This is a genomic window from Pedobacter sp. UYP24 (assembly GCF_054057295.1).
The window spans coordinates 149,219-163,152 of sequence record NZ_JBSRZD010000004.1; the positions used below are offsets into that span (position 1 = coordinate 149,219).

The window sequence follows — 13,934 nt, forward strand, 5'->3', positions numbered from 1 at the left end:
ATATGAAAAATTTAGCTTAATTCTAGAGCAGCTTTACTATTTGCAGCATCTTCTCTTTCATTTTCGGATAAGTATTTAAATTTCATATCCACACTCACGATTAAAAAGTAAATTATACTGAATACCAATGATAGCAAAACGCTAAATAAAATGGATACCTTGGCAATGTCCTGAAATGCGGGTTGTTTAAATGCAAGCATGGTTGTAAATATTGACATAGTAAAACCTATTCCAGCCAATGTTCCCATACCGAAAAGTTGTTTCCATTCTACATTTTTGGGTAACTTTGCTATTTTAACAGCTACAAGTAAGCGGCTAAATAAAAATATCCCAAAAGGCTTTCCGATAACCAAACCCGCAATGATTCCCAAACCAACAGTGCTGCTGAATGAAGCCGTAATATCCGATGGTAACAATATCGCAGTATTTGCCAATGCAAATAATGGTAATATTAAAAAATTAACGTAGCGGTGTATCGATCTTTCGATTTTTGGCAACTCGCCAACAGGCGTGGCAAAGGCTACTAAGACGCCAACTATACTAGCTTCAATTCCCGAATTAAAAAAGCAATACCACATTAGTAATGATAAAACAATTTGAAGTGGTCCAAATTTCATTTTTAAATAATTGCAGGCTAGCAGCCCCAAATAAAATACCGTACCTATGCCTAAAAACAACCAACTAATATGTCCGCCATAAAATAAGGCGATGACTACAATGGCTCCCATATCATCAATTATGGCCAATGCCATTAACAATATTTTTAATCCAACCGGAATGCGGCTACCCAATAATGAAGCTATGCCGACAGAAAATGCTATATCAGTGGCAGTGGGTATCCCCCATCCTTTTGAATAACCAGTGTGCAGGTTAAAAAGCAGGAAGATCAACGCTGGAACGATCATGCCCCCAAGTGCTGCCCCAAACGGCAAGACTGCCTTTTTAAAAGATGACAGCTCTCCACTGATCAGTTCTCTTTTAATTTCCATTCCAGCCATTAAAAAGAAGAATGCCATCATGAAATTGTTAATCCAGCTTAGCAAGTTTTCAGGAAGATGAATTGGGAATGAGGTGGACAGCCATACTTTATTCCAAAGATCCTTATAATAAGGGGCAAACCCAGAGTTAGCCAGATATATTGAAATTAAGGTACAAGCTATAAGCATAATACCAGTAAAGCGACTATCGTTGATCAATATCCTTAGGGGATTGATCGCTTTTTTTAATATCCTTTCCATGATCCTCTATTATCAGTTTATTAATGGCCGATAGTATCAGTGCTATCGGCCATACATTATATGGTTTATTGAAGGCGATTTTTAATCAACATAACCCATTACACCCATTTCAGGAATATCCAAACCTCCCACTTCATCAGCTGCAGCAACCCTAATTGGTGTAATTTTATTGGATACTTTAAAGAACAGGTACATCACTACAAATACAAAAATACAGCAGGTGAGTACGCCAATACATTGAGCGGTTAGCTGAGTGCCATCACCATAGAATAAACCTTTAACTGTTCCTTTTACTCCATTCCAACCATCACCATAAGAACCATCAGCAAATAAACCCACCGCTACTACACCCCATGCACCATTTACACCATGAACCGCGAATGCACCAACCGGATCGTCAATTTTAAAAATATAATCCATCAAATAAATGGTAAGTACTACCAGAACGCCGGCGATGGCCCCAATAATGACTGATGATATAGAGTTAACAAATGCGCATGGTGCTGTAATAGCTACCAGACCAGCAAGCATACCGTTGGCAAGCATACCAGGGTCTGGTTTTTTCTTTTGTATATATAAAATGATTAGCACAGCCAGGGTACCGGCAGTACCAGCCATCATGGTATTTACAGCCACTATAGCAATACGGAAATCTCCACCAGCTAAAGTGGAACCAGGATTAAAACCAAACCAACCCAAGGCTAAAATAAACGTACCCAGCAAAGCCATTGGAATATTATGACCAGGGATAGTGTTTGGTGAGCCATCGGCATTAAATTTACCGATACGCGGACCTATAACTATGGCCCCGGCCAGTGCAGCTACACCACCAACAAGATGAACCACAGATGAACCTGCAAAATCGACTACGCCATGTCCAAATCCAAAATTAGCACCAAGTTGAGATAGCCATCCGCCACCCCATACCCAGTTGCCGTAAAGCGGATAAACAAACATGGAAATAAAAAAGCCAAAGATCAGGAAGGATTTAAATGACCATCTTTCTGCCATTGAACCCGTAGGAATGGTAGCAGTGGTATCCATAAAAACCATTTGAAACAAGAAAAGAGTAAATACACCTACATCGTAAACATCGCTATTAAGGAAGAATCCTACTGAACCTGCAATTCCGAAATCATGCCCGAACATGTGCACAATATACTCGTGACTAACTACACCTGGCGCTCCTCCAATGGTGGCAGCATTTAATGCCCCCCCAAACATGAAGGCAAAACCACATATCCAAAAGCCAAACATACCCACAGCATATACCATGAAGTTCATACCCATGGTGTGAGCTACGTTTTTCTTTCGGGTAAAGCCTGTTTCAACTAGTGCAAAACCTGCTTGCATAAACATTACCAGAAAACCTGCAAGCAGAGTCCACATGATGTTGATTGCAATTTTGTTGTGGCCAACGGCATCACCAATTTCGCCCATAGTTGGTGCACCTGCTTTTGCTGCTGTGACGTCATTAATTGTCCCTGTTTTGCTACCGGTTGCATCTTGGGCAAAAGAGCGAATGGGTTCCAAAAATACTAATGCTAGCATTAACACCATACCCAAGAGCAAATAGGTAGGAATTTTTTTGTGTAGAATTTCAATCTTCATATTTATGTGGTTTAGTTAAAAAATGCATGTGTTGCTTTGAATTTTTCAATGAATTAAAGCTAAATTAAGGTTTTACAAAACAAAAAGCTTAAAAAAACCTTAGAATTCAATAAAAAAACAAAAAAAACATTTTAAAAACAAATAGAATCAATATTATAACTAATTTAATAAATAAAATCTATAAATATTGTTAGATTTTATAGGTAAAAAATTTAAATAAATACAAAAAACATACTAATAAAAATATAAATGTGGCAAAAATTAAATTTACAACGACTAATCGACTAATAAAATCAGAAATTCCTATTTTATTTAATTAGAAATCATAAATAATTACACATTCTCTCTTGTAGAAAAAATCATTATATTACATTTTCAAATCGACCATAACTATATCAAATTTTAAGTATGATTAAAAACTATCTGCTATTTTCTCTTGCTCTCATTTGTTTTGCCTGTAATAGCGAACAGAAGGTTAAAACAGTAACAACTGGCTTTGTAAAAGTTAACAAAAGCGCATTTGAAGTAGATGGCAAGCCTTATTACTACTTGGGAACCAATTTCTGGTATGGTATGAACCTAGGTTCTAAGGGTGCAGGAGGCAACAGAACACGATTAATTAGGGAATTGGACCGTCTTTCCGGGATGAGTGTGCGAAATCTGCGTGTTGTTGCTGGAAGCGAAGGACCAGATAATGAACCTTGGAGAATGCTTCCATCACTACAAACTGCCCCTGGAAAATATAATAAGGATGTGATAGAAGGTCTTGATTTTCTTTTAAGTGAGATGAAAAAAAGAGATATGAAAGCAGTTATGTGTCTGAATGATTTTTGGCCATGGTCTGGCGGAATGGGACAGTATTTAGTTTGGGTGGGTGCTGCCGACTCTATTCCATACCCACCACCACACCCTAATGGTGATTGGGGTAAGTACGCTGAATTTACCGCTAAATTTTATTCTAATCAAAAAGCTGTTGAGACCTTTAATAAGCATATTGAGTTTATTGTAAACCGGATTAACTCCGTTTCTAAAATCGCTTATAAAAATGATCCAACTATTATGGCTTGGGAGTTAGCCAATGAGCCCCGGGGTGTAGATAATATCCCTGACTTCTTAAAATGGATAGATGCAACCGCAGGTTTTATAAAAAAACTGGATCATAACCATCTGGTGACAACCGGAAGTGAAGGTAAAACATCCAATGATGTAGCATCTGGCACCAACCTTGAAAAAGATCATTCAAGTAAATATATTGATTATACTACCATCCACATTTGGGTGCAAAATTGGAATTTTTATGACCCGGAAAGGGCCAATGAAACTTTTCAGCCATCGGTTGATTACGCGGTAAATTATATTAAAGAACATATAGCAATTGCTAAAAAGCTTAATAAACCATTGGTCTTAGAGGAGTTCGGCATTTCAAGAGATTTGAATAGCCATGAATCAACAACACCAACATCAATAAGAGATAAATACTATGCTAGAATTTTTGAAGAGGTGTTTAACCGCTCCAATAAAAAGGACAATGAGCTTGCTGGAGTTAATTTCTGGGCATGGGCTGGCGAAGGGCGTCCAAGAATCCCTAAAGGCTTTTGGAAAGCCGGTGATGATTTTATAGGTGATCCTCCACATGAAGCACAGGGATGGTACTCCGTTTTTGATACGGATACCAGTACCATTAGTGTTATCAAGAAATATGCTCAAAAAATGGATAACATAGGTAAGAGGTAAAACCTTTCTAACCTATTTATTTTTCACTTAGGCCAATTCCAATTAATTAAATCATTTTCTCCCGATTGTGTATATCCAAAGAAATTCCATCTATCTGGGGTTATATTAATGGCGACAAATATAAAAATACCCAGTTCCTAGTAGGTGAGCTAGTGGATAAGGGGATTTGGAAAACCAGAAAGCATCAACCTTAGTTTCACTACACTAGCTGGAAGTTATAATGTTAGAATGTTTTGATAATTAATTATTGAATGAGGAGTGCCTGGATGGCGCTCCTTTTTTATGTATACACGATTTTTCAAACACCAAAAAGTAAATATTTTAAATTTTATTTATTAAGAGGTCAACTAAAAAAGTAAATTTAAAAATTAGCTTAAAGAATTATGATTATAGAACCTAGAATTCGTGGATTTATATGTTTAACAGCACATCCAAAAGGATGTGAGCAAAACGTATTAAACCAGATTAACTACATTAAATCAAAAGGTGCAATTGATGGCCCTAAAAAAGTTTTAGTGATAGGCGCATCAACAGGCTTCGGCTTAGCGTCAAGAATTACAAGTGCATTTGGATCAGAAGCATCCACTATTGGTGTTTATTTTGAAAAACCACCTAAAGAAGGAAAAACAGCTTCCCCAGGTTGGTATAACACTGCTGCCTTTGAAACAGAAGCCATTAAGGCTGGCTTATATGCAAAAAGCATCAACGGCGATGCTTTCTCCAACGAAATAAAGCAACAAACTGTTGAATTAATCAAAGCCGACTTAGGGCAGGTAGATTTAGTGATCTATAGTCTTGCTTCACCTGTGAGAACCAATCCAACAACAGGAATTACACACCGTTCTACTTTAAAGCCTATAGGTGGTAGTTTTTCTGATAAGACTGTAGATTTTCATACTGGAGTCGTTTCTGAGGTTTCTATCGACCCTGCAAATGAAGAAGAAATTGAGAATACAGTAGCCGTAATGGGTGGCGAAGATTGGGAGATGTGGATAGACTTGTTAAAAGCTGAAAATTTATTAACTAATGGCTTTACCACTGTTGCTTATTCCTATATTGGTCCGGCTTTAACCGAAGCTGTATACCGGAAAGGCACAATTGGACATGCAAAAGATCACCTGGAATCTACAGCATTTACCATTGATGATAAATTAAAGGAAATTAATGGTCGTGCGTATGTTTCTGTTAATAAGGCTTTAGTTACACAAGCTAGTTCAGCGATTCCTGTTATTCCGCTATACATTTCATTGTTGTATAAAATAATGAAGTCAAAAGGTATCCACGAGGGTTGCATAGCACAAATCCAACGATTGTTTAGCGAAAGATTATACTGTGGATCAAAGGTTCCCGTTGATGAGAAAGGTCGCATTCGAATTGACGATTGGGAGATGAGAGCGGATGTTCAAGAAAGAGTAGCCTCCTTGTGGAACGAAGTAACTACAGAAACTTTATCATCGATTGGAGATTTAGAAGGCTACAAAACTGAATTCTTAAAACTTTTCGGATTTGGTATGCCAGCCGTAGATTACAGCGCAGATACAGACGAAATGATTAATGTACCTGGCTTGGTTGAACCAAAATAGGCTAATCTACTTCTGTATTTTTTATACTTTTTGTTTGGTATAATTTAATACTCAAGGCTTTTACCCGGGTCTTACATGGCTCTTATATGGGCGGCATAGAAATAGGACTTACATAGGACTTGAGAAGAGGTAAACCCCTATTCAACCCCTATGTAACCCTTTTAAACCCCTATATGTGTACCAGTCATATAAAACGATGGTAAAACGCAGCTGCAACGACTAAAAACGCATTATTTTAATTCTATTTTAAAACTCATTACTTTCCAGGAAGGTATACTTGATGGTTTGGCAATAACTAAGGCATCATCTTCTTGTGTCCATTTAAGTTTTTCATTGCTCCCTAAAAGTTTAATGCCAGCTATCTTTTTTTCATTGAGCTTTGAACTTTTACCTAATGATGTGATACGAATATCATCTTTAGGGGTATCCATACAAAATGCAAAAAGACTATTACCTTTAGTAGTGAAACGAATATCTGTTGATTGATAGGCGTGGGTATCACTCAAACCACCAAATGGACCTTTCGCCTGATTAGATTTGATGGTTGATGGTCCCTCACCATAAATTTTCCAGGGACGCGTGCCATATATTCCCTCGTTATTAACAGGCATCCACGCGGCAATTTGCTCAACAATAGTGAGCACATCCGGCTCAAGGTCACCTTCGGGAGTTTGCACTACGTTGATCAACAGGTTACCATTTTTACTCACAATATCAATCAGCATTTGTATAATTTCAGTGCCGGTTCTGTACTGTTGACCTGTTCTATAGTACCAGTCACCAATTGATGTATCCGTTTGCCATGGGTAAGGACTGATAGAATCCAATACACCACGCTCCACATCCTGTGCCCACTTACCTTCAGATGCTTCTTTGCAGTTATATACGGCTGTAGGCTTGCCGTCAGTATAAGTGATGTTTCCGTTGTAGAAATTAGCGAGCATGCTCCTACCCACTTCTTCAAATGGCAATTTGCTGTCAGAGTAAAGCAAATCAGGATGGTAAGTATCCACCAATTCTTTTACATCTGCATACCATTCTTTCATCCACTCAGGATTAGTAGTTAACCAACCGTTATCTCCGGCGGCAGCCTTAGTATGATACAGATTCGCATATTGTGGGTCATTACCATCGTATGGTACCCCTTTATACTCCCCTGCTACATCTGCCTTATGTGCAGACTGGTACCAGGTGTAACTGGCAGCCAAATGTTCTGATACGCCAAATTTAAGACCTTCTTTTTTGGCTGCTTTTTGCCAAAGACCAACCACGTCTTTGTGCGGACCCATGTTTACAGAATTCCAAGGATGAATTTTGGAATTCCACAGGAAAAAATTATCATGGTGGCTGCCCATACTGACAAAGTATTTAGCACCTGCTTTTTTGTATAGTGCCATCAATTTTTCAGGATTCCACTTTTCTGCCTTCCACAATGGGATAATATCTTTATATCCAAATTTAGAGGGTGTACCGTAATGAGCCACATGATACTTATTTTGCTGACTGCCTTCTTCATACATGTTTTTTGCATACCAATCTCCCTGTCGCGGTACTGCCTGCGGCCCCCAATGTGCCCAGATACCAAACTTAGCATCTCTAAACCATTCAGGATATTTATACTCTTTTAAGGATTCGTCTGTTGGCTTAAATGGTCCTTTGTTAATAGATAACTGCTGGGCATTCCCTGTTGCATTCAGTAGCAAACCAGCGACTCCTGTAATAATTAACGTGTTTAATATTTTAGATTTCATATTGAATTTATATATGGTTAGGAAATCCAAATTAAGGTGATTCTTCTATGTTTAGAACCTAGAAATTATCTAATGATTAAGGAATATTACCATCCAATTGGTTTTAATTTTTGGCTATCCGAAATCCTAAATCATCAATTTTAAAACTGGATGGATGGCTACGCCTACGATTAGTGGCCATACAACCCCTTTCTTGATCACACCAGCCCCCACCCCGAAAAATACGGTAGGAACTATACACCTCTTCATCATAAATATCTGAACACCATTCCCAAACGTTACCTAACATATCATAAAGTCCCCATTGGTTAGGCATTTTTAATCCAACTTCATGTGTCATCCCTCCTGAATTTTCTTTATACCATGCTATCTCGTCCAGCTCATCGTAACGTGGACCAATTGTCCCGGCTTTACAGGCATATTCCCACTCTGCTTCTGTTGGTAAACGATACCCGTTGGCATCGGGATTAAATATCACATCTTCCTTTTCATCAAATATATAACAGGCTGTTAAACCAGTATTATTAGAAAGTATATTACAAAAATATATGGCATCTCTCCATGAAACCATTTCCACCGGATGTTTCTTTCCTTTAAAGGCACTAGGCGATTGGCCTGTTATTTGGCGGTAAATTTGCTGGCATACAGGATATTTGGCAATAAAAAAAGGTTTTATATCAACTTTCCATGTGCTTTTAATTCTGTCATCTCTTAAGATGATTTCCCCACCAGGAATTTCTACCATTTCGTAATTAAGAATGTCAAAATCATGATCCATGTTTATTTTAATTTCTGGTTTAAATGTGTTGGGTATTTATTAGCTTGTGATATGAATCGATAAATTTTATCAAATCGTTATTTGTTATACTGTCTTTAATGTTGCCATATTGATCTATTTTACCTTTAATTCCTTGAATTAATAATGTAGTGTCAACCGTAAATTTTGCCATAAGGGTTTTCATTATGAGCTGTAATTCTTGGTGCCCTTTTTCTCCACTCGCAGAAGCTGTAATAAGTCCAGTTGGTTTATTGGAAAAAATTGTTGTTGAAACACACCATTCAATGGCATTTTTAAGTCCGCTTGGAATGCTGAAGATGTATTCAGGTGTGCAGATTAAAACTCCATCAGAGGTTTCAATTTCTTTTCTAAAGTCTAAAATTGCAGTAGGTGTATGGTTAATGGAAAGTTCAGGGTCGAAATGAGGGAGTGTTTTTAAGTCATTAAAAACAGTCACCTTAAAAAATTTTGAAGTCTTTCTAGTAAATTTATCAATGAGTTTTTGATTTGATGAAGCTTGACTGGCACTTCCGTTTATTATAAAAATCTTCTTCATATAAATGAGGTTTACTAAATTACAGTTTGTATGCTAGTCTTACATTCAACTTTTTAACTGCGCATACTTTGCTTGATCCGTTCTCGATGCTGTTCTCCCCATGCGTTAAGTTCGTATAATACGTTTTTTAAAGTCAAACTGTATTCAGTTGCTTCGTAGATGATGGTTACTGGTATTGTAGGATACACAGTCCTTTTAATAAATTCATTCTGTTCAAGATCCTTTAACTCATTAGCCAATACCTTTGGAGATATGCCACTTACAGCATTCTGAATTTCGTTGAAACGCTTTGATTTTTGTACAAGGCTTAAAACTACAGGTAGTTTCCAACGGCCATGGAGTACATATAGTGCATCAAGAACGTTTTTGAGCGAACTCTCGCACTCTTTTTTTGCAGGAATTTCAGCTGTTTTCATAGCCAAAGGTAAACACTTTCCTAAAAGGAACCGCTTTCCTTTAGGTAAGTACTAACTTATAGATAGTTAAATGGGCTAGCTTTGTTCTAAACAATAAATAAGCTAATAAGCTTAAACTTAATTGAATTTTTATGAAACAAATCCTCCATTTAACCTCAAGCATCCAGGGAAATCAGTCTTATAGTATTAAGCTGGGTAATGCCATCGTGGAAAGAGTACAAGAGAAGTATCCAGACAGTACTGTCGAAGAAGTTAACTTAGTTGACCTTGAAATTCCACATTTAAATCCTGTTATTCTACGATCTATGTTTACTCCTGGAGATCAACTGACAGCCGAAGAAATAGAATCACTTCGGTACTCAGATGAAGCCGTGAGGCAATTAATGGCAGCGGATATCATCATTATCGGTGCGCCGCTTTACAATTTTACGATACATACGGCATTAAAAGCATGGATTGATCATATCACCAGAGCCGGAGTAACATTTGGGTATGGCGCAAATGGACCTATTGGTCTGGTAACTGGTAAAAAGGTTTATGTAGCGATGTCTTCAGGCGGTATCTATTCAGAAGGACCGGGCAAACCTAACGACTTTGTTGCGCCTTATCTAAAAGCTTTCCTTGGTTTTTTAGGCATGACCGATTTAGTGGTATTCCGTGCCGAAGGTTTGAAAACACCTGTAGTAAAGGAACATGCGTTGGCCAATGCCATTGACAGTATAGTAATCGAGTAAGTTGCTAGCGAAGCGTGATTTCCAAGCCAGGACTCACAGAATTCGTGTTTCCCTTAGTTAAACGAACGATGAAATCATTTGAATAAATACCTTAGTCCAAACTGCATCTGGTAGGTAGAATTAGTAGTTATATCGGTTTTAAAAGTCTGGGTCAACAGTTTGCCGCCAGAGCTTGCAAACTGAAAAGTTGGAACGATATTACCGTCAGGCACTACTTGCTCCAGATTGCTGGGGATTAGTATAGCGCTCGAAACCACCTGTTTTCTTAAGCCCCAGTTTCTATTAAGCATGTTTCCTGCATTGATAATATCAATACTGAATTGTACCCCATGTCTCTTGCCATGCCCCACTATAGTTAACTCCTGCATCAGCCGAATATCGAATTGGTTCCTCCAGGGTATTAATCCTGCATTTCGCTCTGCATATTTGCCTTTACGAGTCCGCAGGTACCTGTCCTGATCCAAGTAACTAAAAAAAGCTTCCGTTTGCTGCTCACGGCTGTAAGTAAAGGTCTTTCCAGAAACGGTGGTAGTCAAAGGTGAGAACTGGATCTCGGAAGCGTCTTTTGGCACATAAATAAGTGAACGGTTGGTACGGTCGCCAATAAAGTCTCTACCGTATGTGTAAGAAAAACGGCCTTCACTAACGCCCTGATAAACTAAACCGCCATAAAACTTAAGGTGCTTACTGTATTGTTTAACAAATCCTAATGTTGAAACGATCCGGCCTGTTGGCACATAGGCAGCATAGCCCAATTCAGGGTGGTTAATTCCATTAGCAGTTGGTGTAGCATTCAGCGCAGAAAGGGTCTGATCGCCGTCTCCATCATTATAATTTTTAGCCGAATTCCTAGAGTAAGCGAATGAAAAATTAATACCATTTGCGACCTGTTTCTCAACCCTGGCAGTGCTGGAGAAATAATACCCTTTTGACGAATTACCCACTACAACAGCATTTAGTGGTGAATTTCCCTGCGGATCATACTGTCCAAATGTATTTAAGGGATTGACAAACTTTAATTGATTCTGGAAAGGATATACTAGCCTATGATCGGCGTAACCCGGAATATTCAGTATAGATGGCTCCGATAGATTTATATCTTTAAACAATATTCCTCTGATGTCCCTGCTGTAAAGAACTTCGACAATGCCTTTTAATCCTCCTGGTAACACCACATCAATTCCCAGTGTTGACTTCCAGCTTTGTGGCATTTTAAAATCCCGAGCTAATACACTGGTTACAGAAGGTAATACAGCAGTTTGATCGGTAACGTATTGACTTTGTTCATCCGCATGAAATGTAAATGGGGTATTTTGAATGCCTTGCCATGTCTGTGTCAATTGGTAAACTCCCGAATAACGGGCTTGTGAGATGATCCATACAAAAGGGATTCTTCCGGTAAAAATACCCGATCCAAGCCTGAGCCTAATATTTTTATCTGAATTAAGGTCATAAGTCATAACTGCACGTGGCGCTGTCAGCAGCGCAGGTTTAGGTAGCTGGCCAGTATTTAAGTGTTGGCCACCAGCAAATTCCAGTGAGGCGAGCACTTTATTTTCAGGCAATGGCCTGGGAAATAATGGAAAATCAATCCTTATTCCGGCCGTTAGACTCAACTGATCATTTAACATGACGCTGTATTGCATAAAGGCAGCCGTAGAAAGATAGTTAAAGCTATATTCAGGGATTACTGACCGATTATTCTGAGGATACGTCAGCGCATAATCCAATGGCTTGTTTCCCAAAGCAAAATCCTCCCATGATCGAAAGGTATAGTAACCCGTTCCGAAAGGCATGTAACTATTTTTAGTATTGCAGTAATCCAGCTGAAAGCCACCAGTCCAGATGCCTTTTCCATGTGTCCATTGTGCACGGTTGTTTAAAGAAACTAGGGATACATCCCGCACATTCCCATAACTGAAAGGCTCATAACCAAAGGATGTGAAAGGAATGCCATCCTTTAAAATGTCGACAAAAGGAAAATATTCGCTTTCGGATTCTCGGGGCTCATATTGTCGGGTATAGGAAGTGCGTAACGTATTGGTCAGCGTTGGTGAAAGTCTGCTATTCCATTCTCCAGCAATAGAATAAAAGTCTGACAAGGTTGTAAAGTTGGAATTGCTAAATGGAAGTGAATTTAATGCCCTGCGACCTGTACTTGCAGCAAATGGTACTAGCGGACTCCTTGACCCATTCACTAGCTCTGGCCTTTTGGCATGTAACTGATTATACCTAAGGCTAATCTTGTGGTTATCGCTTAGGTTCCAGTCTAACCGAAGCAAAGCTTTGGTACTTTTGTTCTTAAAATCATAGTCTTGATAAGGGCCAGTGTCATAATGATAGGTATTCCGCAGATAGTTGCTTATTTCATCTAATTCAGCAGAGGTGGGCCTTGCGATATTGCTGTTGCTCCCAAAAGGTTGTTCTAAAGTTGCTGCATTAAACGGTTGGGGCTGTAGCTTCTCAGTTTCCATTTCTAGGCTAAAAAAATAAAATAATTTATTTTTGATTACGGGTCCGCCCAGCCGGAAACCTTCCAGGTGATACATAACCTGTCTTTTATCGACCTGCTGATCAGCGGCCTTATAACCATAACTATCCTGATTTCTAAAATAACCATATAATGATCCTTCCATGGCGTTGCTACCAGAGCGGGTAATGATATTAATTGCACTTCCAATAAAACCTGACTCCCAAATGGAGTGATAAGGCGCTGCCTCTATTGACATTTCTGCAATGGCATCAAGAGCGATAGGCTGGGCGCCATTGCCCGGCAAGTTATCTCCTACCCCAAAGTTGTTATTGAATTCTGAGCCATCAACAGTAATGAAATTTTGCCGGTAATTCCCACCTGCAATTGCAGGCCCGAACGCCAAAGAACTTAGCTTAATATAATCCACCAGGCTTCGCCGGATACTCGGCACAATTTCCAGTTCTCTACTTCCAGTATAGAAAATGGGACCGCTTGTATTTTTCTTCAGCAGTTTCCCGCTGGAGATTGCCGTGATCTTAATTTCTGGGAGCTCATTTACCTCACTTTTCAGTACTATATTTAAAATAGATGGTTCACCAAGCCTAAAAAAAAGACCAGTTTCCTGGTATTTTTTAAAGCTTTGGTAATTCGCCTCTATCTGGTATGGGCCCCCTGGTTTTAAATCTGGGAGAAAAAAACTTCCGGATGAATTGGTACTGCAGCCATAAACCGTTCCAGTTGGTAAATGTATCAAGGTCAATAGCACTCCTTCTATCTTTGGTTGATGAATAGAACTTACTCTACCTGCCAAAGTAGTTTTCGTCGTTTGTCCGGCAGTAAAGGTGGACTTTGCTAGGGCCAATAAAACCAATAAGAAACAGCAGCAGTTCCGCATCTCATTTATACCATTTGTCTCATTAGCAGATCTTTTTTTGGAGTCGAACCCGTTTCTACACGGCCTGCGAATTCTTTACTGAATCCAATTGTTTGAATCAAAGCAGCGCCTCCGATAAGGAGGGCTGCTTTTTCAATAAAATCTCTACACGAATCCATATTGGGT

Annotated in this window: 11 protein-coding genes; 3 read left to right on the forward strand and 8 right to left on the reverse strand. The window is 38.8% G+C overall.

Annotated elements, in window-relative coordinates; all coding sequences use genetic code 11:
* Positions 1 to 11 precede the first annotated feature (11 nt).
* Complete coding sequence (gene nhaA / locus ACVWYN_RS10325) at positions 12 to 1,238, reverse strand: Na+/H+ antiporter NhaA (protein ID WP_457288778.1); 1,227 nt, start codon at positions 1,236 to 1,238, stop codon at positions 12 to 14.
* Positions 1,239 to 1,319: 81 nt separating this feature from the next.
* The gene (locus ACVWYN_RS10330) at positions 1,320 to 2,849 is read right to left on the reverse strand and encodes an ammonium transporter (RefSeq protein ID WP_457288779.1); all 1,530 of its coding nucleotides are present in this window, start codon (positions 2,847 to 2,849) and stop codon (positions 1,320 to 1,322) included.
* 408 nt (positions 2,850 to 3,257) lie between these two features.
* On the opposite strand from ACVWYN_RS10330, the gene ACVWYN_RS10335 reads away from it, so the two are divergent.
* Positions 3,258 to 4,583: a glycoside hydrolase 5 family protein gene (locus ACVWYN_RS10335; protein WP_457288780.1), complete on the forward strand. Its 1,326-nt coding sequence runs from the start codon at positions 3,258 to 3,260 to the stop codon at positions 4,581 to 4,583.
* Positions 4,584 to 4,966: 383 nt separating this feature from the next.
* Entirely contained in the window at positions 4,967 to 6,166 is a 1,200-nt protein-coding gene (fabV, locus tag ACVWYN_RS10340) for an enoyl-ACP reductase FabV (RefSeq protein ID WP_457288781.1), read from the forward strand.
* Between the two features lie 230 nt (positions 6,167 to 6,396).
* Here fabV and ACVWYN_RS10345 read toward each other — a convergent pair whose 3' ends face one another.
* From ACVWYN_RS10345 to ACVWYN_RS10360, 4 genes are all read right to left on the reverse strand, one after another.
* The gene (locus ACVWYN_RS10345; RefSeq protein WP_457288782.1) at positions 6,397 to 7,917 is read right to left on the reverse strand and encodes an alpha-L-fucosidase; all 1,521 of its coding nucleotides are present in this window, start codon (positions 7,915 to 7,917) and stop codon (positions 6,397 to 6,399) included.
* A 103-nt stretch (positions 7,918 to 8,020) separates the two neighbouring features.
* Positions 8,021 to 8,695 carry a formylglycine-generating enzyme family protein gene (locus ACVWYN_RS10350; RefSeq protein ID WP_457288783.1) on the reverse strand — a complete coding sequence of 225 codons (675 nt, stop codon included), beginning with the start codon at positions 8,693 to 8,695 and terminating at the stop codon, positions 8,021 to 8,023.
* Between the two features lie 19 nt (positions 8,696 to 8,714).
* Complete coding sequence (locus ACVWYN_RS10355; protein ID WP_457288784.1) at positions 8,715 to 9,251, reverse strand: NADPH-dependent FMN reductase; 537 nt, start codon at positions 9,249 to 9,251, stop codon at positions 8,715 to 8,717.
* 53 nt (positions 9,252 to 9,304) lie between these two features.
* Entirely contained in the window at positions 9,305 to 9,667 is a 363-nt protein-coding gene (locus tag ACVWYN_RS10360) for a winged helix-turn-helix transcriptional regulator (RefSeq protein WP_457288785.1), read from the reverse strand.
* Between the two features lie 131 nt (positions 9,668 to 9,798).
* Between ACVWYN_RS10360 and ACVWYN_RS10365 the strand changes: the two genes are divergently transcribed.
* The gene (locus tag ACVWYN_RS10365) at positions 9,799 to 10,401 is read left to right on the forward strand and encodes an FMN-dependent NADH-azoreductase (RefSeq protein WP_457288786.1); all 603 of its coding nucleotides are present in this window, start codon (positions 9,799 to 9,801) and stop codon (positions 10,399 to 10,401) included.
* A 74-nt stretch (positions 10,402 to 10,475) separates the two neighbouring features.
* On the opposite strand, the gene ACVWYN_RS10370 is transcribed toward ACVWYN_RS10365, so the two are convergent.
* Both ACVWYN_RS10370 and ACVWYN_RS10375 read right to left on the reverse strand, forming a co-directional pair.
* Positions 10,476 to 13,736, reverse strand: coding sequence for an outer membrane beta-barrel protein (locus ACVWYN_RS10370; protein ID WP_457288787.1), 3,261 nt, complete (start codon positions 13,734 to 13,736; stop codon positions 10,476 to 10,478).
* 38 nt (positions 13,737 to 13,774) lie between these two features.
* A complete protein-coding gene (locus tag ACVWYN_RS10375; protein ID WP_457288788.1) occupies positions 13,775 to 13,927 on the reverse strand; it encodes a hypothetical protein in 153 nt (50 codons plus the stop codon).
* Positions 13,928 to 13,934 lie beyond the last annotated feature (7 nt).

Bases quoted from the DNA above. Each gene is read 5' to 3' on its own strand.
- fabV (WP_457288781.1), top strand. From the start codon at position 4,967: ATGATTATAGAACCTAGAATTCGTGGATTTATATGTTTAACAGCACAT.
- ACVWYN_RS10335 (WP_457288780.1), top strand. From the start codon at position 3,258: ATGATTAAAAACTATCTGCTATTTTCTCTTGCTCTCATTTGTTTTGCC.
- ACVWYN_RS10375 (WP_457288788.1), bottom strand. From the start codon at position 13,927: ATGGATTCGTGTAGAGATTTTATTGAAAAAGCAGCCCTCCTTATCGGA.
- nhaA (WP_457288778.1), bottom strand. From the start codon at position 1,238: ATGGAAAGGATATTAAAAAAAGCGATCAATCCCCTAAGGATATTGATC.
- ACVWYN_RS10365 (WP_457288786.1), top strand. From the start codon at position 9,799: ATGAAACAAATCCTCCATTTAACCTCAAGCATCCAGGGAAATCAGTCT.
- ACVWYN_RS10350 (WP_457288783.1), bottom strand. From the start codon at position 8,695: ATGGATCATGATTTTGACATTCTTAATTACGAAATGGTAGAAATTCCT.
- ACVWYN_RS10330 (WP_457288779.1), bottom strand. From the start codon at position 2,849: ATGAAGATTGAAATTCTACACAAAAAAATTCCTACCTATTTGCTCTTG.
- ACVWYN_RS10355 (WP_457288784.1), bottom strand. From the start codon at position 9,251: ATGAAGAAGATTTTTATAATAAACGGAAGTGCCAGTCAAGCTTCATCA.
- ACVWYN_RS10345 (WP_457288782.1), bottom strand. From the start codon at position 7,917: ATGAAATCTAAAATATTAAACACGTTAATTATTACAGGAGTCGCTGGT.
- ACVWYN_RS10360 (WP_457288785.1), bottom strand. From the start codon at position 9,667: ATGAAAACAGCTGAAATTCCTGCAAAAAAAGAGTGCGAGAGTTCGCTC.